The sequence below is a fragment of the Kitasatospora sp. NPDC023120 genome (assembly GCF_055560835.1).
Genome location: NZ_JBVHHY010000038.1, coordinates 19,247 through 38,900 on the forward strand (window position 1 = coordinate 19,247; position 19,654 = coordinate 38,900).

Annotated in this window: 20 protein-coding genes; 8 read left to right on the plus strand and 12 right to left on the minus strand. The window is 73.4% G+C overall.

What is annotated here, in order from left to right:
* Positions 1-54: 54 nt before the first annotated feature.
* The 3 genes from ACZ3TI_RS36305 to ACZ3TI_RS36315 all read right to left on the minus strand — a co-directional run bounded on the left by ACZ3TI_RS36305 (position 55) and on the right by ACZ3TI_RS36315 (position 1,831).
* Positions 55-183, minus strand: coding sequence for a hypothetical protein (locus tag ACZ3TI_RS36305; RefSeq protein WP_465734021.1), 129 nt, complete (start codon positions 181-183; stop codon positions 55-57).
* Between the two features lie 307 nt (positions 184-490).
* Complete coding sequence (locus ACZ3TI_RS36310) at positions 491-1,255, minus strand: hypothetical protein (protein WP_465734023.1); 765 nt, start codon at positions 1,253-1,255, stop codon at positions 491-493.
* Between the two features lie 267 nt (positions 1,256-1,522).
* A complete protein-coding gene (locus ACZ3TI_RS36315) occupies positions 1,523-1,831 on the minus strand; it encodes a hypothetical protein (RefSeq protein ID WP_465734025.1) in 309 nt (102 codons plus the stop codon).
* Between the two features lie 348 nt (positions 1,832-2,179).
* Here ACZ3TI_RS36315 and ACZ3TI_RS36320 point away from each other — a divergent pair, with 348 nt between their 5' ends.
* From ACZ3TI_RS36320 to ACZ3TI_RS36330, 3 genes are all read left to right on the plus strand, one after another.
* A complete protein-coding gene (locus ACZ3TI_RS36320; protein ID WP_465734027.1) occupies positions 2,180-2,593 on the plus strand; it encodes a GNAT family N-acetyltransferase in 414 nt (137 codons plus the stop codon).
* Between the two features lie 321 nt (positions 2,594-2,914).
* Positions 2,915-4,252: a hypothetical protein gene (locus ACZ3TI_RS36325; RefSeq protein WP_465734029.1), complete on the plus strand. Its 1,338-nt coding sequence runs from the start codon at positions 2,915-2,917 to the stop codon at positions 4,250-4,252.
* Positions 4,253-4,365: 113 nt separating this feature from the next.
* Positions 4,366-6,069, plus strand: a complete 1,704-nt coding sequence (locus ACZ3TI_RS36330) for a serine/threonine-protein kinase (protein WP_465734031.1) — start codon at positions 4,366-4,368, stop codon at positions 6,067-6,069.
* A gap of 52 nt (positions 6,070-6,121) precedes the next feature.
* Here ACZ3TI_RS36330 and ACZ3TI_RS36335 read toward each other — a convergent pair whose 3' ends face one another.
* The 6 genes from ACZ3TI_RS36335 to ACZ3TI_RS36360 form a co-directional block, all read right to left on the minus strand.
* Entirely contained in the window at positions 6,122-6,643 is a 522-nt protein-coding gene (locus ACZ3TI_RS36335; protein ID WP_465734033.1) for a GNAT family N-acetyltransferase, read from the minus strand.
* A 170-nt stretch (positions 6,644-6,813) separates the two neighbouring features.
* Complete coding sequence (locus ACZ3TI_RS36340; protein WP_465734035.1) at positions 6,814-7,935, minus strand: FAD-dependent oxidoreductase; 1,122 nt, start codon at positions 7,933-7,935, stop codon at positions 6,814-6,816.
* Between the two features lie 274 nt (positions 7,936-8,209).
* The gene (locus tag ACZ3TI_RS36345) at positions 8,210-8,785 is read right to left on the minus strand and encodes a hypothetical protein (protein WP_465734037.1); all 576 of its coding nucleotides are present in this window, start codon (positions 8,783-8,785) and stop codon (positions 8,210-8,212) included.
* A gap of 264 nt (positions 8,786-9,049) precedes the next feature.
* The gene (locus ACZ3TI_RS36350; protein ID WP_465734039.1) at positions 9,050-10,702 is read right to left on the minus strand and encodes an immunity 49 family protein; all 1,653 of its coding nucleotides are present in this window, start codon (positions 10,700-10,702) and stop codon (positions 9,050-9,052) included.
* A gap of 35 nt (positions 10,703-10,737) precedes the next feature.
* A complete protein-coding gene (gene cas3g / locus ACZ3TI_RS36355; protein ID WP_465734041.1) occupies positions 10,738-13,101 on the minus strand; it encodes a type I-G CRISPR-associated helicase/endonuclease Cas3g in 2,364 nt (787 codons plus the stop codon).
* Between the two features lie 148 nt (positions 13,102-13,249).
* A complete protein-coding gene (locus ACZ3TI_RS36360; protein WP_465734043.1) occupies positions 13,250-13,891 on the minus strand; it encodes a DedA family protein in 642 nt (213 codons plus the stop codon).
* A gap of 214 nt (positions 13,892-14,105) precedes the next feature.
* Between ACZ3TI_RS36360 and ACZ3TI_RS36365 the strand changes: the two genes are divergently transcribed.
* The 3 genes from ACZ3TI_RS36365 (at position 14,106) to ACZ3TI_RS36375 (ending at position 16,357) form a co-directional block, all read left to right on the plus strand.
* Positions 14,106-14,546 (plus strand): VOC family protein, encoded by a 441-nt coding sequence (locus ACZ3TI_RS36365; protein ID WP_465734045.1) that lies wholly within the window; start codon positions 14,106-14,108, stop codon positions 14,544-14,546.
* A 143-nt stretch (positions 14,547-14,689) separates the two neighbouring features.
* Entirely contained in the window at positions 14,690-15,388 is a 699-nt protein-coding gene (locus tag ACZ3TI_RS36370) for an alpha/beta fold hydrolase (protein ID WP_465734047.1), read from the plus strand.
* Between the two features lie 126 nt (positions 15,389-15,514).
* Positions 15,515-16,357, plus strand: coding sequence for an alpha/beta fold hydrolase (locus ACZ3TI_RS36375; protein ID WP_465734049.1), 843 nt, complete (start codon positions 15,515-15,517; stop codon positions 16,355-16,357).
* Positions 16,358-16,481: 124 nt separating this feature from the next.
* Here the strand turns inward: ACZ3TI_RS36375 and ACZ3TI_RS36380 are convergent, their stop codons facing one another.
* Positions 16,482-16,847 (minus strand): hypothetical protein, encoded by a 366-nt coding sequence (locus ACZ3TI_RS36380; RefSeq protein WP_465734051.1) that lies wholly within the window; start codon positions 16,845-16,847, stop codon positions 16,482-16,484.
* A gap of 212 nt (positions 16,848-17,059) precedes the next feature.
* Here ACZ3TI_RS36380 and ACZ3TI_RS36385 point away from each other — a divergent pair, with 212 nt between their 5' ends.
* Both ACZ3TI_RS36385 and ACZ3TI_RS36390 read left to right on the plus strand, forming a co-directional pair.
* Complete coding sequence (locus tag ACZ3TI_RS36385; RefSeq protein WP_465734053.1) at positions 17,060-17,464, plus strand: hypothetical protein; 405 nt, start codon at positions 17,060-17,062, stop codon at positions 17,462-17,464.
* 375 nt (positions 17,465-17,839) lie between these two features.
* A complete protein-coding gene (locus ACZ3TI_RS36390) occupies positions 17,840-18,274 on the plus strand; it encodes a hypothetical protein (protein ID WP_465734055.1) in 435 nt (144 codons plus the stop codon).
* Positions 18,275-18,409: 135 nt separating this feature from the next.
* Here the strand turns inward: ACZ3TI_RS36390 and ACZ3TI_RS36395 are convergent, their stop codons facing one another.
* Positions 18,410-19,003, minus strand: a complete 594-nt coding sequence (locus ACZ3TI_RS36395; protein ID WP_465734057.1) for a helix-turn-helix domain-containing protein — start codon at positions 19,001-19,003, stop codon at positions 18,410-18,412.
* Positions 19,004-19,061: 58 nt separating this feature from the next.
* Positions 19,062-19,610, minus strand: a complete 549-nt coding sequence (locus tag ACZ3TI_RS36400; protein ID WP_465734059.1) for a MarR family winged helix-turn-helix transcriptional regulator — start codon at positions 19,608-19,610, stop codon at positions 19,062-19,064.
* Positions 19,611-19,654: the final 44 nt, after the last annotated feature.

Genomic DNA, 19,654 nt, shown 5'->3' on the forward strand with positions numbered 1-19,654 from the left:
CGCCGGGGGTGCGGATCGGCTTGACCTACGCGTAGCCGCGCAAACCGCCAGTCGTCACGGGTGCGCTTCGTCGTAGCTGATCCACCACCACACGCCCATGTTGAGCAGGTACAAGACCCCGACCAGGCCCACGAGACCCACCACGGCTCCCAGGCAGCCCTTCGCCAACCCCTTGTCGAACACGTCGCCCCCTCCGTCCCACCACCGTAGGCGCGAGGCCTGGACGGAGGCTTGAGTACCCGTACTCAAGCGGGAGGCCGCCGGCCCAGGGCGTCCCGGGTGAGGTGGGGTGCTCTGCGGGCGCGGTTCGTCGGGACGGAACCATGTCCCCCCGCCCGCGCGTGGACCACGCGGGACGAGGGGGCCTTGGATGGCTCGACTGACCGGCTCTGACCGACGGCACCGGCACGCCCCGGCGCCTTGACGGCCCTGCCCGGCTCGGGCGGGGCCGTCATGGTGCGGCTGATGCCGCGTGGGGCGGTTTCCGAGGTCAGGCCTTGGCCTTGAGCCCGGAGACGAGCTGGCCGCTCAGCTTCTTGGCGGTGGCCGCGCCGTTGTCGCTGCCGTCGTTGGCGAGCACGGTCACCACGGAGGTGCCGACCCGGGCCGCGATCAGGGTCTCACCGTTCTGCCAGGCCGAGTCGGTCACCGTGAGGGTGTACGCCTCGTCCCCCAGGCCGGCGAGCGGCTTCTCGGTGACCTTGGTCTTGCTGCTGGTCTGGGCGTCGGTGTAGGACGGGCAGGCCAGGGCGACCTTGCCCAGCGCGCCGATCACGGTCTGGGCGGTGGTGCCCTGGTAGACGTCGATCTCCTGGGCGATCTCCGCGGAGGTGTTCTTGTTGACGTAGTCGTCCTGGGCGAACGACACACCGGTGATCCCGGTGATGCCGGTCCAGGACGTGCCGCCCAGCCGGGTGCAGTCCGGAGTGGGCACATCGGCGGCGGTCGGCTGGGTGTAGGTGTCGCCGGTGTCGCGCGAGCCGGCCGAGTCGACGTCGAAGCCGGACGGGAAGAACGAGGCGGGCGCCAGCAGCGCCTTCAGCTGGGTACCGGTCAGCAGGCCGGCGTTCGGGCCCGCGGCCTTCGTCGCGGCCGGCGAGGTGGCAGCCGACGAGGCGGCGGCCGGGGTGGCGGGGGAAGCCGAGGCGGCGGCAGCCGGGGCAGCGGACTTGGTGGAGGTAGGCCCACAGGCCGTCAGGACGAGCGGCAGAGCGAGGGTGGAGAGCAGCTTGACGGCGGGAGAAGAGAGACGCATTGGGGGCCTGATCCAGGAAGTACACGGGAGCGCGGCGCGACACTGTGGCCGCCCGCTGCGGGGCCTGGCCCATCGCCAGATCCTGAGCCGGGACGATAACCAGCCAAGATTACTGAACAGGCACATTTTGATCACGGAGTGCTCGACATGGGAACTCCCACCGGACGTTCCCACCGGCGGCACAGTCCGACCACGGATGGAACACGTACCAGTGCGTGTCAGAGCAGTCCATCCCCGGTGTGGAGCATGACCCGCGCAGTGTGACGGTCAGTGCGGGAGCGCGTCGTCGGGCAGGACGGGCAGCGGCCAGGTCGCATCGGGCGTCCAGTCTGGCCAGCCTCCGGCGAAGGGGCCCGCGCGGTCCTGCAGCAGACCGAGCGCCCGGGCCCTGCTTCCAGCGGGCCGACAGCCACGAGCCGCTCCGCTGGCGCCGGTGTCGGCGACCACCCGCTGGGGCATCGCGGTCCACACCCGGCCGGCGTGGATGTCGCGGCGCACCACGGTGGTGCCGGGCGCGAAGCGATCGGTGGCGTCCGGGGTCCGGTGCGCGGTCACCGGGTGGCCCAGGCCGGGCATGCGGGCTGGTGCCAGGTCGTGCGCACGACCTGGCCGCCGGGCAGCCTGCGCTCGCTGGCCCAGGTCCGGCAGCATCCGGTCGACGGTCGACGCGGCTCGGACGGTGCAACGCGCCCGGCGGTCCGGCGGGCGGGCAGGGGCGCGACGGTGGTCTTGGCCGTCCGGCGCCGACGGTGCCCGGTGGAGGAAGTCGTCATGCCCGCCGTTGTGCCACCCACTGCCTCCACCCAACCGCGCACCATCCGAACGGGTGACGTACACGGGCCGGGAACACGGCGTCGACCCGGTGTCCACGGAGGTTGGTGGAGGGGGTGACCACAGCCGTGGGCGCATGGCAGGCTGCCGCGCATGGTGATCAGTGATTCCTCGCAGGTCGGCGATGAGGTGTTGGTGGTGTGTCCTGATCTGACGGATGCCGAGCTCAACGAGTTGTTCAGCGCGTCGTGGCCGGCTCACAGGCCGACCTCCTTCGCGCCGATGCTGTCCCGCAGTCTGACGTGGATCGCGGCGCGTCGAGGTGGCCGCCTGGTCGGATTCGTGAACGTCGTCGGCGACGGCGGTGTGCACGCCTTCATCCTGGATACGACCGTGCACCCGGATGAGCGTCGGCAGGGGCTCGGGGTGCGGCTGGTCAGGGCGGCTGCCGACGAGGCGCGGACGCGCGGTGCCGCGTGGCTGCACGTCGACTACGAGCCGCACCTGGAGTCCTTCTACGGTCAGTGCGGGTTCCGTCCGACTGCTGCCGGGCTCATGCGGCTTTGAGTGGCGGCCTGGTGGCACTTGTGCTCCGGCTGGATTTCGAGGCCGACTCGCGTACGGGGGAACGGATGAGCGACGACAGCACCTCTCGGTACCGGCGTGCCCGGCATGTTCCCGGGCGGCGGTGGGGCATGAGCCGGCATCGTGGCCCAGGGGGAACGTCGACATCATCACCGAGATCGTGAACGTCCACCTCATCAGCCCCGAGTGGGAAGACGTCTTCAGCGCCGACTGCCGGCGGGCTGCCGGTGGAAACCGGGTTGCCCGGGCTGCGGCCGGTCGAGGATCATCCTGGGGTCCTGACACCCCCGACCCCGGAGACACATGACCACCGAACTGTCCGAAGCCTGGGAGCTCTACGAGTCCGGCGACTCGCAGGGATCGATGCGGATGCTGCGCTCCGCGGCAGACCGGCTCCCGCCCGCCGAGATCGCACCGCTGGTGGCCGAGTTGGCCAGGGGGGCCGGTTTCGAGGACTTGGCAGAGGCTTCGACAGCGCTGGCGGCCGGGCCCGGGGAGGCCGAGCGGCTCTACGCCTACGGCTACGCCTGCGTCGAGCGCGGCATCGACGCGGTGGCCGTCCCCGCGCTGCGGGAGGCGCTGCGGCTGGTCCAGGCGCCGCCCACCGTCGCGGCGCGCACCGGCCTGTTCCGCCGCAAGCCCAAGCCGCAGGCCGCCCATGGGCTCGGCCTGCGCAAGGTGCTGCTGGAGTTGGTCTCCGCCCTGGAGGGCTGCGAGCGGCACACCGAGGCCCTGGCCGTGCTGCGTGAGCACGACGCCCGGCTCGACGACTGGCCGGACCGGTACCTGACGGTCTACAACGCGCTGATGAGCGGTCGGATATCCCAGGCCCGCGAGGTGTACGGGGCGCTGTCGGCGCCCGAGGGGGTCTGGGTGGGCCCGGCGCAGCGGGTCGGGCGGATGCTGGAGCGGGCCGCGGCCCTGCCGCCGGTCGACGACCGGGACCTGCGCGGCTGGCACTTCGTGCTCACCGGCGGCCTGCTCACCACCCTCTCGCCGCACGGGTTCGACCAGGGCATGACCGGCCGCTGGGCCTACCTGCAGGACGACTTCGGACAGTGCCACTACGGCCTGGAGCGTCTGCGCACCGTGCTGGCCGCCACCGGCCGCAAGCCGGCCTCGGTCGGGCTGCTGGCCGACCGGGGCAGCCGGGCGCTCGGGCTGGCGGCGGCGCAGCTGCTCGGCGTGCCGGCGGCGCCGTACCAGCCGGGTGCGCGGGATGTGCTGGTGGTCGCGTACGACCTGAACGAGTGCGATCCCGCCGTGGTGGGGCAGCTGCACGAGCGGGTGGAGGGCCAGCTGCTCTTCGAGCACGCCACCTGCTGGACCGACCCGCCCGCCGTGACGGCCGACGTCTCCACCCTGCTGGGGCAGATCGTGATCGCCCCTTGGGAGCCCGGCCTGCAGTTCGGCGAGGACGGCGAACCGGAGGAGGCCGGGCCCGACCGGCGCTCGGCCGAGGAACTCGCCGAGGCGATCCTGGCCGCCGCCCCGATCGCCCCGGAGGGCGACGGCGGGACCCCGCCCGACGCGGACGACGCCCTCACGGCCTTCGCCGCCCGCGCGGCCGGCTGGCCCGCCGCGGGCCCGCGCGACCGCGTCCGCTCCGCCGGCCCGGTCCGGAGCTCCCGCTTCGCGTGACGGCCCGTCCGGACCGGCCGTCACGACCGGCCCTCGGGGGATACCGCTAGGCTCTGCGCGGCTCCGGGGTGCCGGGGCCGGACGGCGGGGGCGAGCGGGGGGGGAGTGCGGCGATGCAGGCGTTGCGGGCCGAGGATCCGTCGGTCATCGGGTCCTACCGGCTGCTCGGGCGGCTGGGCGCGGGCGGGATGGGCTGCGTCTACCTGGGGCGGACGGCCGGGGGTCGGACGGTCGCGGTGAAGGTCGTGCGGCCGGAACTGGCGGGGGACGCCGAGTTCCGTGCCCGGTTCCGGCGCGAGGTGGCCGCGGCGCGGCGGGTCGGGGGCTCGTGGACGGCTCCGGTGCTCGATGCGGACACCGAGTCGCCCGAGCCCTGGGTGGCCACGGGATACGTCGCCGGGCCCTCGCTGGCCGAAGCGGTGGCGCAGTTCGGGCCGCTGTCCGAGCACGGGGTGCGGGCGCTGGGGGCCGGGCTCGCGGAGGCGCTGGCGGCCGTCCACCGGCTGGGGTTGATCCACCGCGACCTCAAACCGTCCAACGTGATGCTGTCGCCGGACGGTCCGGTGCTGATCGACTTCGGGATCGCGCGGGCGATGGACAGCCTCGCCACGTCCTCGCTCACCGGCACCGGGGTCGTGGTGGGCTCGCCGGGGTTCATGTCGCCGGAGCAGGTGCAGGACCGGCCGCTCGGTCCGGCCTCGGACGTGTTCCAGCTCGGCGTGGTGCTGGCGTTCGCGGCCACCGGACGGTCGCCGTTCGGCGCGGACAGTGCGGCCGCCCTGCTCTACAAGGTGGCGCACGGCGAGCCGGAACTGGGCGGCCTGCACGGCGAGTTGCGCGCGGTGACGCAGGCCTGCCTGGCCAAGGACCCGGCCGCCCGGCCGACCCCGCGGGAGGTCGCGGACCGGCTCGCTCCGGGCGGGGCCGCCGAGCTGGTCGCAGCCGGCTGGCTCGCCGCGCCGCTGATGGCCCAGATCGGTCGCCGGACGGTGGAACTGCTCAACCTGGACGCGGCACCGGAGCGGACGGAGGACCCGGCGCCGGCCGCGCCGCCCCCGACCGTACCGGCGCCGGACCCGCCGGTGCCGGAGCCGACGATGGCGCTGCGGGCCCCGACGCCTGCACCGACGCCGACGCCCACACCGACGCCGACGCCGGGCAAGCGCACCAACGCGCTGGTCGCCTCGGTCGCGGTCGTGTTGGCCGCGGCGGCGGTCACGGCGGCCGTGGTGCTGTCCCCCGGGACGGGGAGGAGCGCTTCGGGGCAGGACGCGCCGGGGCCCACCGTTGCCGTCCCCGCAGCCACGCCGGGCACCGTCGCACCCACCGGTCCGCCCGTACCCACCGGCCCACCCGTGCCCGCCGAGTGCCGGAGCATGGACGACGGGAAGCTGGAGCAGCTCTTCGGCAAGCAGACGCGTGCGCCCCAGGGGGAGACGAAGCAGTACGAGGCCGGTACCGCGGACGCGTTCTCCTCGCGGTCGTGCACCCTGCACTTCGGCAGCGGCGCCGGGGGTGCCTTCGTCGCATTCACCACCATGACCTTTGGGACTCCCGAGCAGGCCCGGGGGTTCTACGCGGACTGGGCGAGGAGCGACACCGGGACGGTGTCCGAGCCGCCCGTCGCGCTCGGGGAGAAGTCCTTCCAGTCGGTGAAGGACGACAGCGTTCTCTCCGAACGGGACTACCGCCTGGCCGCCCTCAGCACCAACCGGGTCATGACGGCGTACATCACGCACGGCACGGGCTTCCGGGACGATGCCGTGGCCGCGACGGCCGGTGACGTGATGAAGGAGCTGCTCGCCGGTCCGGCGTAGCGGTGCCCGGCGTCGGCGCGGGCCCGGTGCCGGGACCGCCCCGGTGGCCGCTCTACGGCCTGGGATCGGTGCGCAGCAGGCTGTACATCACCCCGTCGCGCCATTCGCCGGCCCGGAAGCTCACGGCGCGCTGCACTCCTTCCCGGGTGAAGCCGACCTTCTCCAGGGCGCGCTGCTCGGCGATGTTGCCGACCTCGGTGTCCGCTTCCACCCGCATCACCGGCGTGTGGGCGAACAGGTAGTCCACCAGCAGGCGTTGGGCCTCGGTTCCGATCCCCCGCCCGCGTGCCTGCGGCGCCAGCTGGATGCCGATGTTCCAGTACGGCATGGTCGGCAGCAGGCCCATCCGGTCGGCGGCGACGAAGCCGCAGAACTCGTCGCCGACGACGACCGCGAAGATCCACCGGTCGTCCCCGAGGAGCCCGTGCTCCTCCCACCGGCGCCGGAACCGCTGCGGATCCCGCCAGCCGTACCACTGGAACTCGCCCACCGCTTCCGGGTCGTTGACCAGACGGCCGAACGCGGGAAGGTCGGCTTCGGCCACCGGGCGCAGGGAGACCGCTTCATCGCTCATCCGGTCACCATAGCCACCGGAGCGCGAGGATTCTGACCCTTCGTCAGTTCCGCCTCGCCGCCTTCGTCGTCGGCGCCCGCGGGCGGGGCGTGTGCGCCGTGCGGCCGGTGCGATGGCCGTGCCCGTTCCCTGCCGGGTCCGCGACAAGATCGCGAACCCGGACTGAGGTGTCAGGAGCGATCGAACAGAGTGACGACGCTCTGCGGTGCTTCCTGGCCGAAGAAGATCTCCAGGTTCCGCGCCGAGCGGCTGGCGGCGTCGCCACCACGCAGGAACAGCCGCTCTTCGTAGGCGGTGAGCGCGACCTCGATGTCGGGTTGCTCAACCAGCTTGCCCGCCAGGTCCGCGCCGTCGTACATGGCGAGGTTCGCACCCTCGCCGGCGAAGGGCGACATCAGGTGCGCGGCGTCGCCGACGAGCGTCACGCCGGGCACCCTGTCCCATGTGAGCCCGACGGGCAGGGCGTAGATGGGTCGGAGCCACGGTTCCACGTCACTCCGTGTCACGAAGGCGGTGAGCAGCGGCGACCAGCCATCGAACTCGTCGGCAAGTTGACGGAGGCCGGCGGACGGGTCGCCGAAGTCGATCGACCTCATCCACTCCTCGGGCTTGTTCAGCGCCACGTATCCGCGCACGTGCCCGTCGGCGTAGCGATGCGCGATGATGCCTTTGCCCGGCGCGACCGCCATCAGCGTGCCGCTGCCGATCGCGGCCACGCTCGCCCGACAGCCCTGGCCGCCCGAGGCGAGGGCGATCTCGATGAAGCAGGTTTCGCTGTAGACGGGCTTGGCGGGGGTGAGCAGCGGACGCACCTTCGACCAGGCACCGTCCGCGCCGATGACGATGTCGGCGCGCGTGGCGGAACCTTGCGCGAAGGTGAGGTCGTAGCCGCCCTCCACACGGTGCCGGATCGAGGCGAGCTTGTGACCCCACCTGATCGTCCCGGGCGCCAGCGAGTGGATGAGCAGGCGCCGCAGTTCGCCACGATCCACCTCTGGACGGGCCGAACCGGGGTCCGCAGGCAGGTCGAACAAGGTCGTGCCGTGGCGGTCCACCACGCGCTTGGCATCCTCGCCCGGGCGGACCAGAGTGAGGAACTCGTCGTACAGACCGGCCGCGCGAAGCGCGACCTGTCCGGTTTCCACCTGGATGTCGAGCAGACCGCCTTGCGCACGGGTCTTCGCCGAAGCCTCACCCTCGTAGATCGTCACGGCGACGCCGTGAGCCTGAAGCACCCGCGCGAGCGTCAGCCCGCCCAGTCCGGCTCCGACAATGGCGATGGTCTTCTGCATGCTGCGCTCCTCTGTTGCGCCGACACGCGCCGGCGATGGTCAGCGCCGAAAGCGGACGGGATGCCCGATCTCGGCAAGGAGACGCTCACCGATCAGAACCATCTGCATCGATGTACGAGCGATGTCCGGCGGGTGGACCGCGGAACATCGTTTTTCGCGACCTCGTGACTATAGCTCGGCGTCCGCCTCGCGGTGACCGGGACCGCACACGCTGCGACCTTGCGCCGGGCCGCGACCGGGAGGCCGCGCGGGGTGTTGGCGGTCGTGCGTGCGGTCAGGGGCGGACGGGTGGCGGGATGCGGGCCACCAGCTCCCGGGCGATCTGCGTCAGGTCCGCGGTGATCTCGTGCGGGGGCCACTGCTGCCCGTCGCGCTCCTGGTACCGGAGCGCCGCGTCGATGAGGGGGTCCAGCTCCTCGCACCGCCCGTAGGCCTCCGCGACCTCGTAGAGGATGAGCGAGGCGCCCTCGAGCGGGTCGAGCCACCCGCCGACGATCTCGGTGGCCCACCAGCGGGCGAGGGCCAGCCGCCCCTCCCAGTAGTCCTCGGGCGGGTGGAAGCCGAAGCCGAGCTCCTCCATCACCTGGTCGAACAGCTCCGCGGCCTGCTCGTGCTCGAGGCGGCTCAACGCGGCGAGGTGCAGCAGTGACGGTGTGTAGACGCCGGCGCTCAGGGCGCGGAGTGCGGCTTCGATCAGGAGTTCCGGGTCGCCGTACCGGCCGTCGACCCACTGGTGGGCGATCTCCCGGAGTTCCCGCACTGCCTCGGTCGTCGCTGCCCCGGTCGCTGCCCCGGTCGCTACCTCGGTCGCCGTTTCGGTCGCCGGTTCGGGGGCTTCGTTCGTCGACATGGGCGCATGCTGCCACGCACCGGAACGGCACGGACACATCGGTACCGGGCCGTCGCCGAGACGGACCGGCCCTGGCCGCGCCTTGAAGCCGAGCGTGTGCGCGTCGGGTGCCATCGGGTGGTTGCCGACAGTCACCGCGGTGTGAGCTGGATCCCTTTGCGGCGGGCGCCGGACCGGGGTCGCCCGTGACGGTTCTCACGCTTCCGTCCGCAGGGGCCGCCGCCCGGCGGGGCGTGTCGCCGCCGGGCGGGCGCGGGCCGCGCGTCAGACGGGCCCGGCCGCTGCGAGCAGGCGCGGCGGGAGGTAGGGCGAGCGGACGTGGACGGCCCAGCCGCGGCTGCGGCGGGCGTGGCAGGCGAGGGCGAGGATGCCGAGGTCGAGCGCGGCGTCGGTGTCGGTGGCGCGGTCGGCGACGGAGTGGTGGTCGCGGTGGGCTTCCAGGGCGTCCAGCAGGGCGAGGTTGAAGCTGGTCTCGTCGCCCTCGACGAGCTGGGAGAAGAGGACGACCGGGGGCGGGAGGAAGCCGTGGTCCCTGGTGCGCTCCACCTCCTTCAGGGCGCGTTCGGTGGCCGGGAGCGGGTCGGCGCCGCGGAGGTGGTCGTGCAGGGCGGTGCGGTACGGGGCGAACGGGGAGCGGTCCTCGGCGGCGATCGTGGGGCCGGCCAGGACGAGCGGCTCGAGGTCCTCCGGGTTGCCGGTGATCAGGGCGTAGGACAGGGCCGTCTCCCAGAAGACCGGGCCGAAGTCACTGTCCCGGCAGGCGGGGAAGCGCAGGGTCCGGCCGTCGATCGTCACCTCGGCCTCGGTGCCCGGTTCGGCGAGGGCGGCCCGGTACACGGCGGCGCCCAGCCGGGAGCCGAGCCGCAGGTTGGCGAGCTGGGCATCGGTGGCGTCGGCGGACCGCGAGGCGCGCGCCGCGAGGAGCCAGGTCTGGTAGCGCAGGGCGCCCGTGAGCTCCCACGCGTCCAGCGACTCACCCTCCTTCGGTGTGATGGCCTCCAGGGTGCGCCGCTCGAACCGCGCCTCGCTGTCCGGGCTGAGTGGCCGGGCCGGGCTCGGACGGTCGAGGTCGACGGGCCCGGCGGCGAGCCGGGCCACGGCGTCGGGGCGCGGGTCGCGGCCGAGGCCGTGGACGCGCGGGCCGGGGGTCTCGAAGCCGGTGACCAGGGCGTGGGGCAGGTAGTCGGTGTCGACCGCCGGGGTCCAGCCGTAGGTGCGGTACGCGAGGGCGGCGAGGGCGATCGGGACCAGCGGCAGGAGGTCGGCGGGGCCGGTGCCGTGCGGGCCGTCCTGGAGGAGTGCGAGCAGCGCGGCGTCGAAGGCCTCGCGGTCCCCGTCGGTGAGGGCGCGCAGGGCGCGCAGGCCGGGCTGCGGTCCGGCGGGGAAGTCGATCTCCTCGAAGAAGTGGGCCGCGAAGCCGTCGACGAGTTCGAGGGTGGGGGTGACCGGCTCGTCGGGCATCAACTGCCGGGCCCAGCAGAAGGCCTCGCCGTGGAGGGAGACCTTGTCGGAGACGATCGCGAGGCAGAACGCGTCGAGCCACTCCCCGGGGGTGACCAGGTGACGGGGGTCGCGCTCGAGGCCCTCCTCGCGGTGGTAGCTCATCCCGAAGTTCGGGTAGTCGAGGAAGACGCGGAAGCCGTCGTGCGGGTAGTAGGCGGCGAAGGACACGGCGCCGACGGCGGCCTCGGTGGCGTCCTTGAGGACGGCCTTGGCCTCGGCGGAGCCCAGGTCGGGCCGGGTGGTGGAGAGGGCACCGAGGTAGTCGAGGAAGGAGTCGGCGATCAGCTGCCACTCGGTGGTGGTCATCAGATCGGCGCGGGAGTAGGAGCGGACCTGCCTCCCGATCCGGTTCACGAAGTCCTCGCGGGCCTTCGCCACCCGCACCCCGTCCACCTGGTGACGTTCGATCCGCACAGTCCTGCCCCCTTGATCATCGGCCTGGCCCCAGCCTAGGCAGTGGGTCGGACATCGTGGTCCGCGGGGGTTTCACGGGACACCGCTCCGGACGATCGGGACGGCGCTCCGGACGACGATCGGGACGGCGCTCCGACGGGGGGCAAGGGCCCGTCGTGGCGGGCGCTGGCGCGCCAGTCGGCGACGCGGACCAGGGTTTCGAGGAAGGCGAGGCGGAACGGGCCGAGGCCGGGGGCGTCGCGCAGGGACAGGGCCCGTTCGGTCCAGGCCGCCGGGAAGGCGGCGGTGCGCAGGGTCCGGGCGGGGAAGTGCTCGCCGGTGGACAGCCGGACGGGCGGGGTGCGGTCCCCGTCCGCGACGCCGAGCAGCAGCGGGGCCTCGTCGCCGCGCGGGCGCACGGTGAGCCGGACGTGGCCGTGGTGGGCGGCGGCGAGGTAGGTCACGAGCGGGTGGTGGCCGCCCTGCCAGAGCAGGAGGGCGCTGACGAGCTCGTGCCGCAGGTGGGGGCGCGGTGAGCGGTAGGGCGGCAGGGGGTCGGCGCCGTTCCTGGACTTGGCGAGCAGGCCGCCGGGCGGGTCGGTGCGGCCGGCCCGCAGTTTCTCCTGGAAGGCGTCGTGGCACTTGCCGAGGTCGTGGAGGCGGGCCGCCTCGACGACGGCCTCCCGCAGGTCGGCGGGGAGCGCGGGCAGCGCGGCGAGCAGCGACTGCGCCTCCTGGGCGGTCTCCTGGAGGTGCTGGTCGAGGCCGACCCAGGCGGTGCAGCCGTAGGCCGGCCGCCCGGGAGCGGCGGCCTCGCACGCTACGGGGGCCGGGCTCTCCGGGGTCCAGCCGCGGTCCGGGAGGTAGCCGCCGGTGCGGGCGTCCAGGAGCAGCCGGACGCCGGGCCGCAGGTCCTGCGTCCGCGCGGGGCGCCAGCGGTGGTCCAGGGTGTCGCGCAGCCAGGCCCGTCCGGCGGGAAGCCGTCGCAGGTCGCCGATCGGCACCGGGCAGAGTTCGGCGCCGGTCGGATCGGGCTCGTCCTCACCGGGCCCGTCTTCACCCGGTCCGTCTTCACCCCGCCCGGCGCACTCCCAGGCGCGCCAGGCGACCAGCGCCGGGAGCGAGTCGCCCTGCGACGGGTCGCAGATCCAATGGTCCACGCCGGCGGTGTCGTCGGCCGGTGAGTCGAAGAGGGCCAGGACGTCCTCGCGCCCCGGCCCGGGCGGTGCGGACGCCCCGGACGTCCCGGGCGGTGCGGGCGGTGCGGACGCCCCGGGTGGTGCGTCGGCGCGGGCCGTCAGCAGCTCACCGGGGGTGACGGCCCGGCCCTCGTGGGCGGTCAGCCAGCGCGCGGTGGCCTCGTCGCCGCCCTCGGGGGGTGTGCACCACAGCAGGTCGCCGCCGTCCGGGTGCTCGCCGTGGCGGTTGCAGCGCCCGGCGCGCTGCACGAGCGAGGCCCAGGGGGCGAGTTCGGTGACCAGTGTGCGGCTGGAGAGGTCGAGCCCGGCTTCCAGGGCGGGGGTGGTGACGAGGACGAGACCGTTCCCGCCCTCGGCGGCGGCCAGGACGCGGTCGAGGTCGGCGGCCCGGAAGTACGGGTGCAGCAGCAGTGCCTCGCACCCCCGGGCGCTCAGGCCGGCGTGCACGGCCCGCGCCCGTTCCGGGGAGTTGAGCACCACGACGGTCCGGGTGCCCGGCACGTGTGCGGCGGTGACGGCCTCGGCGAGGGCGGCGACGTAACGCCCGGGCGGGAGGTCGAGCCGGCCGATGCGCCGCGACGTCCCGGTCGCGTCCGGCGCGCGCACCGTCCTCCCGCCGAGACCGCCCGGCCCCCGAACCGATGACATCCACATCGTCCGGGTTGCCACCGCCGTTCCCAACTCGTCCCGCAGGAGCTGGAGTTGGACGCCGGTGGACAGGCCGGGACCGAGCAGGTGCGCCTCGTCGAACACCCACTGGGCGTCGGTGTGCAGCAGCGCGTACGAGACCGGCGCCATCGTCCGCGCGTCCGCGTAGCCGCGCATCAACGCCCGGCTGAGCACCATGTCGTGGGTGCCGACCAGGATCGCGCTGCGCTCGGGGCGCCGGCGCCAGCCGCCCTCCTGCGCCGCGGCGCCCGCGAGCAGGTGCAGCCCCACCTCGCCTGTGCGGCCCAGGCGCTCCAGCCACTCCCCGATCCGGCCGAAGGCCTGGCCGGCGAGACTGTGCCGGGGCAGCACGAACACCAGCCGGCGCGGCGTGGCCTGCGGCGCGGCGACCAGCCGCCGGTACAGCCACGGCAGCACGGCGGCAACGGTCTTGCCGGCCCCGGTGGGCGCCTCGAGCAGCGTGGGCAGGCCCTCGGCGGCCAGCGCCGACTGGTAGGGGTGGGGGGTGAAGCCGGTGGCGGTGCGCGCGAAGGTCTCGAACTCGGCCGTCATCGGCCCAACCTACGGCCGAGCGGGCCCGGTGGGGTAGCCCGGGGACCGGCGGACGGTCCCTCCCGGCCCCGGGGCCACTGCGGCGGCCGGCCCACCGCGGCGGCCGGTCCTGACCGCTCGACAGCCCGGCCGGGCGGGGCCGCACGGTTCAGGGATTCCGTTCGCCGCTGTCGTCCGGCGGCTCATGACCGCGCGAGCGGTGCCGCCGCAGGTACCAGACCAGCAGGGCGACGGCGATGACCACGGCGATCGCGATGGCGGCGACCCGGCCGACCGTGCCCTCCACCCTGGTGTAGGCGGCCCCGGCGAAGTAGCCGAGAAGGGTGAAGCCGACGCCCCAGGCGACCCCTCCGAGGGCGTTGTAGAACAGGAACCGGCGGTACTGCATGCGGGACATCCCCGCCAGCGAGGGCACCAGCGGGCGGAAGAAGGCGATGAAGCGGCCGACGAAGACGGCGGCCGGCCCGCGCCGGCGGATCAGGTCCTGCGCCGTGGCGACCCGCTTGGCATGGCGCCGCAGCGGGCGGGTGCGAAGGATCGCCGGACCGAGGTGGCGGCCGATCTCGTAGCCGGCGGAGTCGCCGAGGACGGCCGCACAGACCACGACCAGGACCATCCAGCCGAGGGACGCCCTGTCCTGGTGGGCGAGGAAGCCGCCAAGGACGGCGGCGGTCTCCCCGGGGATGAAGAAGCTGAAGAACAGGGCGTCCTCGGCGAAGACCATGCCGCCGACGACCGCGTACACGACCGGGCCGGACAGGCCGCGCAGCCAGTCGGTGATCGAGCCCATCGGCCACCCCTCGCCGGCAATCATGCCCCTTTTCCGCCCCTTTCTGCCCTAATGTAATGCTTCTTCCCATGCCGACCCTCTCGGACGGGGAGGGGACGGCGGACGGCACCCGGGACGCACCGGCGGTCTGCGGATGTCGAGAACGGGTCGCCGGCTCCGTCCTCGGGGCGTCGGCGGCCGCCACCGGCCGCACCAGGAAGAGGGAGAGTTCAGCATGGCGATTCAGCGGATGGACAACGTCGGCATCGTCGTCGAGGACATGGATGCCGCCATCGCGTTCTTCGTGGAACTCGGCATGGAACTGGAGGGCAGGATGGAGGTCGAGGGCCTCTTCGCCGACCAGTGCACCGGCCTCGACGGCGTCCGCTGTGACATCGCGATGGTCCGGACCCCGGACGGTCACAGCCGGCTCGAACTGGCGAAGTACCGCAGCCCCGCGGCGACCGGCGCCGGGCCGCGCAACCGGCCGCACAACGTCCTGGGCACGCACCGCGTCATGTTCGCCGTCGACGACATCGAGGACACCGTGGCCCGTCTGCGCCCTCACGGCGCCGAACTCGTCGGCGAGATCGCCCGGTTCGAGGACAGCTACCTGCTCTGCTACCTCCGCGGCCCGGAGGGCATCATCATCGGGCTGGCCGAGCAACTGCGCTGAGGAGCAGGACGCGGGTGCTGCCGCCCTGCGGTTCGGGGGCGGATCGGCCGGTGGGCCCGGGTGCGGCGCCGGGGTGACCGTTCCGAACGCGGAGTGACCCGTTCCGGACGCGGGGTGACCCGTGGCGACGTACGTTCTGATCCATGGCGACGTACGTTCTGATCCACGGCGCGGCCGCCGATGCCTGGTACTGGGGGCCGCTGGCGGCCGAGCTGCGCGAGCGGGGTCACGAGGTGGTCGCGCCGCAGCTGCCGTGCGACGACGACGCGGCCGGGCTCACCGAGTACGCGGACGCGGTGGTGGCGGCGATCGGCGACCGTGCGGGAAGGCTCGTGGTCGTCGCGCACTCGTTCGGCGGCTTCACCGGTCCCCTGGTGTGCGCACGGGTGCCGACGGACCTGCTGGTCATGCTCCATGCCCAGGTGCCGGCGCCCGGGGAGACGCCGGGCGCGTGGTGGGAGAACACCGGCTACTGGGCGGCCCGCCGGGAATCCGACCGCGCCAGGGGCGTGGCGGAGGGCGCGGAGGAGGACGAACGCGCCCTGTTCCTGCACGACACCCCGGCTGCGCTGGCCGAGGAGCTCCTCACGGAGCACCAGAGGCGGCAGTCCGCGACCCCGCTCGGGACGCCGTGGCCGCTGGACGCCTGGCCGGAGGTGCCGACCAGGTACCTGCTGGCCACCGGCGACCGGTTCTTCCCGGCCGGGTTCCTGCGGCGGCACGTCGAGGAGCGGCTCGGCTTCCGGCCCGACGAGATGCCCGGCGACCACCTTCCGATGCTCGGCCACCCGCAGGAGCTGGCCGAGCGGCTGGAGGCGTACCGGGTGTCGGCGCAGCGATGAGTTTTCCGGTGTCGGGAGGTCCACATCCCGACGGGGACGACCCCGGAACGACCAACGCATCGGGAGCACGGACATGAGCCTCATCCACATCGAGCCGTCTCGGGCACGTCGGATCCCGGTGATCCGATGACCACCGTCCACGCCAACGGGATCGCCTCGGGCATCGAGTCGTTCGGTGCCGAGGACGCGCCGCTCGTCCTGCTCGTGGGCGGGACGACGATGCTCTCCTGGCCCGACGCGCTGTGCGAGCGCCTGGCCGCCGGCGGGCGCCGTGTGGTGCGCTACGACCTGCGCGACAGCGGGGAGTCGACGACGGCGGACCCGCAGGCGCCCGCTTACACCCTGCGCGACCTCGCCGCCGACGCGGCGGCCCTTGCCGACGCGCTCGGCCGGGGGCCCGCGTACCTCGCCGGGATCGGCGTCGGCGGGATGGTCGCCCAGGTCGCCGCGCTCGACTATCCGGGCGCGTTCTCGGCGCTCACCCTGGTCGGCACCCGCCCGGTCGCCCCCGGTCCGCCCGACGACGACCTCCCCGACCACGACCGGGCGGCGATGGGCCGGCTGTTCGCGCGTCCGATGCCCGACTGGACCGACCGCGGGGCGGTCGCGGAGTTCGCCGCCGCCGGCGCGGAGTTCCTCGGCGACGACCCCGTCGCCGCGCGCGCGATCGCCGCGCGCATATGGGACCGCACGCCCGGCACCGCACCCGCGGTCCAGATGGCCAACCAGATGCGCACGGTGTTCTCCAGACTCGACTGCCGCCCCCGCTGGCGCGAGCGCCTGCCCGGGATCGCGCTCCCCACGCTCGTCGTCCACGGCCGCCGCGACCGGTTCTTCCCCGTCGGCAACGGCGAGGCGATCGCGCGTGAGATCCCGGGGGCACGGCTGCTCGTCCTCGAGCAGGCCGCCGGCGCGATCCCCGCCGCGTCGGTCGGCGAGGTCGCCGACGCGATGCTCATGCTCGGGTAGCGGGTGGCGGGCACCACGGGCGGGTCCGGCAGCGTTGTGCACCGGCGCCGTCGTGCACCGGTCCCGTCGTGGTCCGCTCCCCCGGGTGGGGCCGGGCGGGACCAGGACGGGACCGGCGGCTCCGTCAGTACGAGATGCTGGTGGCGCAGCGGTCGGTGTCCAGGTTGCACACGACGACGTGGGAGGTGATGCCGGCGTCCAGGAGGGTGTCGGTCCAGGCCGTGTCGTGGAGGATGTGGGTCCAGTTGCTCGAGCTGTTGCCGTTCGACTGCTGGAGGACCACGCTGCAGGAGTTGCCGGTGGTGGAGGTCGCGTAGCCCCGCACGTGGTCGTGTCCGTCGTAGAACGAGACCACCATGCCCCCGGCACAGCCGGGGACGTTGGCCGGGTAGGTGGTGCTGGCCGACGCCATCCCGGTGCTGAGGCCCAGGCCGGCGGCGGTGACGGCGACGACGGCGGCGAGGCGGACGGCGGTGTGCTTCCTGATCATGACTGTCTCTCCTGGTGTCGGGTGCACCCATGCTGGCCGCGGGACGAGCCGGCCGACCACGATGTTGACCGGACGTTGGCCTGACACTTTCCGGCCGGTCTGCCCCGGGGGCGGTGGGGCCCCGGGGGCGGTGGGGCCTCGGGGGCGGTGGGGCCTCGGGGGCGGTGGGGCCTCGGGCCCGGCCGACTCCCGGCAGGCGTACGGTGATCGGCATGACGGGGCGGGAGCACGACCAGGACGCGGAGGACGAGGGCCGGCGGGCTCCGGATCGCAGCGACACCGGCCCGGCGCGCCCCGGCGCGCTTCCCACGTCGTGTCCGCGGTGCGCGCTGGACCTGGTGCAGGAGATCACCCGGTCCGGGCCCTACGGGAGCACCAGCGAATGGTGGAGGTGCCCCGGCTGCGGGTTCCTGGGGCGCCCTGATCTCGGGGGTCGCCCGATCCTGCACCCCTTCGTCCAGCTGACCGGCGAGGACGGGGACTGCGTTTTCTGCGGCTGGGAGGAGTGCAACCGGGCGAGCGAGACGTTCGTCTGGGACGGCTGGCTGCGCCAGTGGATCGTCTGCGTGGCCTGCGGCCGGGAGAACGTACGCCGGATCAGGCGCGCCCCCGCGTAGCGCCGGCCCGCCGCGCCCCGACGCCTTACACCGACCCGGGTGAAGGTCGAACTCCCCTGCGGCCGACCGGACTTCACCGGTACGGTGGCTCGGACAGGGGCTCAGACGAGGGCGGCGGCCAGCAGGGCCAAGGCGCCGATGATGACGGCGACGCGGACGCAGCCGCCCGAGTGGCCCACGAAAACGACGCCCTGATTGGACACCCCCAGGGGGTATCCGCCCCCAACTGCTGAGGTAGCCGGTAGGAGCAGGCACCGGGGGCGGGGCGTGAGCGGATGCCTCGCCCCCGACGCCGTCGAGGTCCGCATCAGCTCCCGGTGGGCCCGGCCGCCCCTGGTCGCGGGCGCTCCGACCCTCTCTGAGAGGATCCGCGCCATGACGACCGACATCCGCCGCTCCGCGGGCACCAGAACCCTCTCCGACACCCTGCTCTCGATGTTCGGCATCCGGCGGCTGAGCACGGAGAAGGACCTGGCCGATCTTCGGGCCGGCACCACCCTGCAGGTGTTCTGCTCGAGCCCCACGCTGGGCACGGTCAAGATGCTCTCGGTCGGCAAGGGGCGCACCATTCCGCACGCGGCAGCCGGCCACCTCTACCTCGCTGCCGACTCGGTGACCTGGCGCAACCGGCGCACCGGCGAGAACGTCACCCTCCAGGGCCCGTTCCGCCTGTCACCGTCGGCACAGAAGAGCCCGCTCCCGAAGATGGCCCGCCTCGACCTGGCGGCGGGCGACGGACAGCACGTGATCGTGATACCCAAGGCCGACGTCGCCCTGGTCACGCAGGTACTGGAGGCGGCTGGCCGTTAGGACGCCGACGACAAGCCCCGACCGCAGCCGCGGCGAACGGCCGGGGCCGGGCGCGGAGAGTGCGCGGATCGAACGCGCGCGGGTGTGCCCCGACGACGGCTTAGTGGTCGACTTCGGGAGTCCTTCGGGGGTTGATCACGCGGCGAGGCGGAGTGAGGATTCTTCCTGGTGACCGGCGGTGTGCCGGTCGAGCCTGGCCAGCAGATCGCCCAGGTCCAGCACGCGCTGGGCCTTGGCGCGGAAGTCGAGGTCGGTGATGAAGATCCAGGAGCGGTGCTGCCAGGGCTTGAGCGCGTCCTGGTCGAGCCAGCGGCAGACGGTGGAGGCCGACACGAACGTGGCGATGCCCCGGGCTATCGCCTCCCGGGCCAGCTCCGGGCACGACCAGCGTGCCAGCGGCACCCCGGTCTCGGCGGGCAACTGGCAGGCCAGGGCTTTGACATGGGCGACTTGCAGCGGGCTGAAGACGGGCGGTCGGCCGGTGCGCTTGCGGTCGGCCAGGCCTGGTAGGCCCTTCTCGGCGAACCGGCCCCGCCAGGTGCACACGGCGTCCAGGTGCAGGCCCATCTCACGGGCGATGCGCGCGTTGGAGCGTCCGCGCGCCGCGCGCAGGACGACCTGTGCGCGCAGGCGCATCCGATGCTCGGTCTTGTGGCCGTAGGCCATCTTCTTCAGCCGCTCGCGCTCAGCGGCGGTCGGGGCTACCGGACAAGCCGGGACAACGGGCATAAGACGAGGGCCGATCGGCAGAAGTGGATCACGTCAGGCCATAGCGGGTCCGAAGGGCTCAGCCTTCTTCGGGGGCCGTGCGTCGTCGGACATCGGCCATCAGTTTGTGCAGTATCGCGATGAGCGCGGTGCGTTCGTGGTCCGACAGGCAACTGACGAGTGTGGCTTCTCGGCCGAGCACGGTGTCAACGGATCGCTCGATGAGCGCGTGGCCTTCGGCCGTGAGTTCCACCAGGACGGTTCGGCGGCCGGTGCTTGCTGGTGTTCGCTCGACGAGGCCGTCGCGTTCGGCTCGGGCGATGCGTTGTGAGATCGCGCCGGCGGTGACCAGCGCCCGCCGGGCGAGCTCGCGGGTGCTGAGGGTGTAGGGCGGGCCGGAGCGGCGGATGACGGAGAGCAGGTCGAGGGTGGCTGCATCGATCCCCGCCTCTCGCAGGGCCCGGCTGCGGTCGTCGGTGAAGAGCTTGGCCAGCCACCAGATGGGGGTGACGATCTCGATCGATTCGGTTGGGGTACCCGGTCGCTCCCGTCGCCAGGCCGCGGCAATCTCGGTGGCGGAATGGGCGGGTACTGAGTCCCCTGCTGCTGCGGCGGCGTCGTCGGCCACGATGTGATTCCTTGTCAACCTCAGCTATGTTTAGACCTAAACGT

Bases quoted from the DNA above. Each gene is read 5' to 3' on its own strand.
- ACZ3TI_RS36365 (WP_465734045.1), top strand. From the start codon at position 14,106: ATGGCGATTCAGCGGATGGACAACGTCGGCATCGTCGTCGAGGACATG.
- ACZ3TI_RS36370 (WP_465734047.1), top strand. From the start codon at position 14,690: ATGGCGACGTACGTTCTGATCCACGGCGCGGCCGCCGATGCCTGGTAC.
- ACZ3TI_RS36340 (WP_465734035.1), bottom strand. From the start codon at position 7,935: ATGCAGAAGACCATCGCCATTGTCGGAGCCGGACTGGGCGGGCTGACG.
- ACZ3TI_RS36325 (WP_465734029.1), top strand. From the start codon at position 2,915: ATGACCACCGAACTGTCCGAAGCCTGGGAGCTCTACGAGTCCGGCGAC.
- ACZ3TI_RS36345 (WP_465734037.1), bottom strand. From the start codon at position 8,785: ATGTCGACGAACGAAGCCCCCGAACCGGCGACCGAAACGGCGACCGAG.
- ACZ3TI_RS36320 (WP_465734027.1), top strand. From the start codon at position 2,180: ATGGTGATCAGTGATTCCTCGCAGGTCGGCGATGAGGTGTTGGTGGTG.
- cas3g (WP_465734041.1), bottom strand. From the start codon at position 13,101: ATGACGGCCGAGTTCGAGACCTTCGCGCGCACCGCCACCGGCTTCACC.
- ACZ3TI_RS36395 (WP_465734057.1), bottom strand. From the start codon at position 19,003: ATGCCCGTTGTCCCGGCTTGTCCGGTAGCCCCGACCGCCGCTGAGCGC.
- ACZ3TI_RS36335 (WP_465734033.1), bottom strand. From the start codon at position 6,643: ATGAGCGATGAAGCGGTCTCCCTGCGCCCGGTGGCCGAAGCCGACCTT.
- ACZ3TI_RS36390 (WP_465734055.1), top strand. From the start codon at position 17,840: ATGACGACCGACATCCGCCGCTCCGCGGGCACCAGAACCCTCTCCGAC.
- ACZ3TI_RS36375 (WP_465734049.1), top strand. From the start codon at position 15,515: ATGACCACCGTCCACGCCAACGGGATCGCCTCGGGCATCGAGTCGTTC.
- ACZ3TI_RS36380 (WP_465734051.1), bottom strand. From the start codon at position 16,847: ATGATCAGGAAGCACACCGCCGTCCGCCTCGCCGCCGTCGTCGCCGTC.
- ACZ3TI_RS36385 (WP_465734053.1), top strand. From the start codon at position 17,060: ATGACGGGGCGGGAGCACGACCAGGACGCGGAGGACGAGGGCCGGCGG.
- ACZ3TI_RS36310 (WP_465734023.1), bottom strand. From the start codon at position 1,255: ATGCGTCTCTCTTCTCCCGCCGTCAAGCTGCTCTCCACCCTCGCTCTG.
- ACZ3TI_RS36360 (WP_465734043.1), bottom strand. From the start codon at position 13,891: ATGGGCTCGATCACCGACTGGCTGCGCGGCCTGTCCGGCCCGGTCGTG.
- ACZ3TI_RS36330 (WP_465734031.1), top strand. From the start codon at position 4,366: ATGCAGGCGTTGCGGGCCGAGGATCCGTCGGTCATCGGGTCCTACCGG.
- ACZ3TI_RS36315 (WP_465734025.1), bottom strand. From the start codon at position 1,831: ATGCCCGGCCTGGGCCACCCGGTGACCGCGCACCGGACCCCGGACGCC.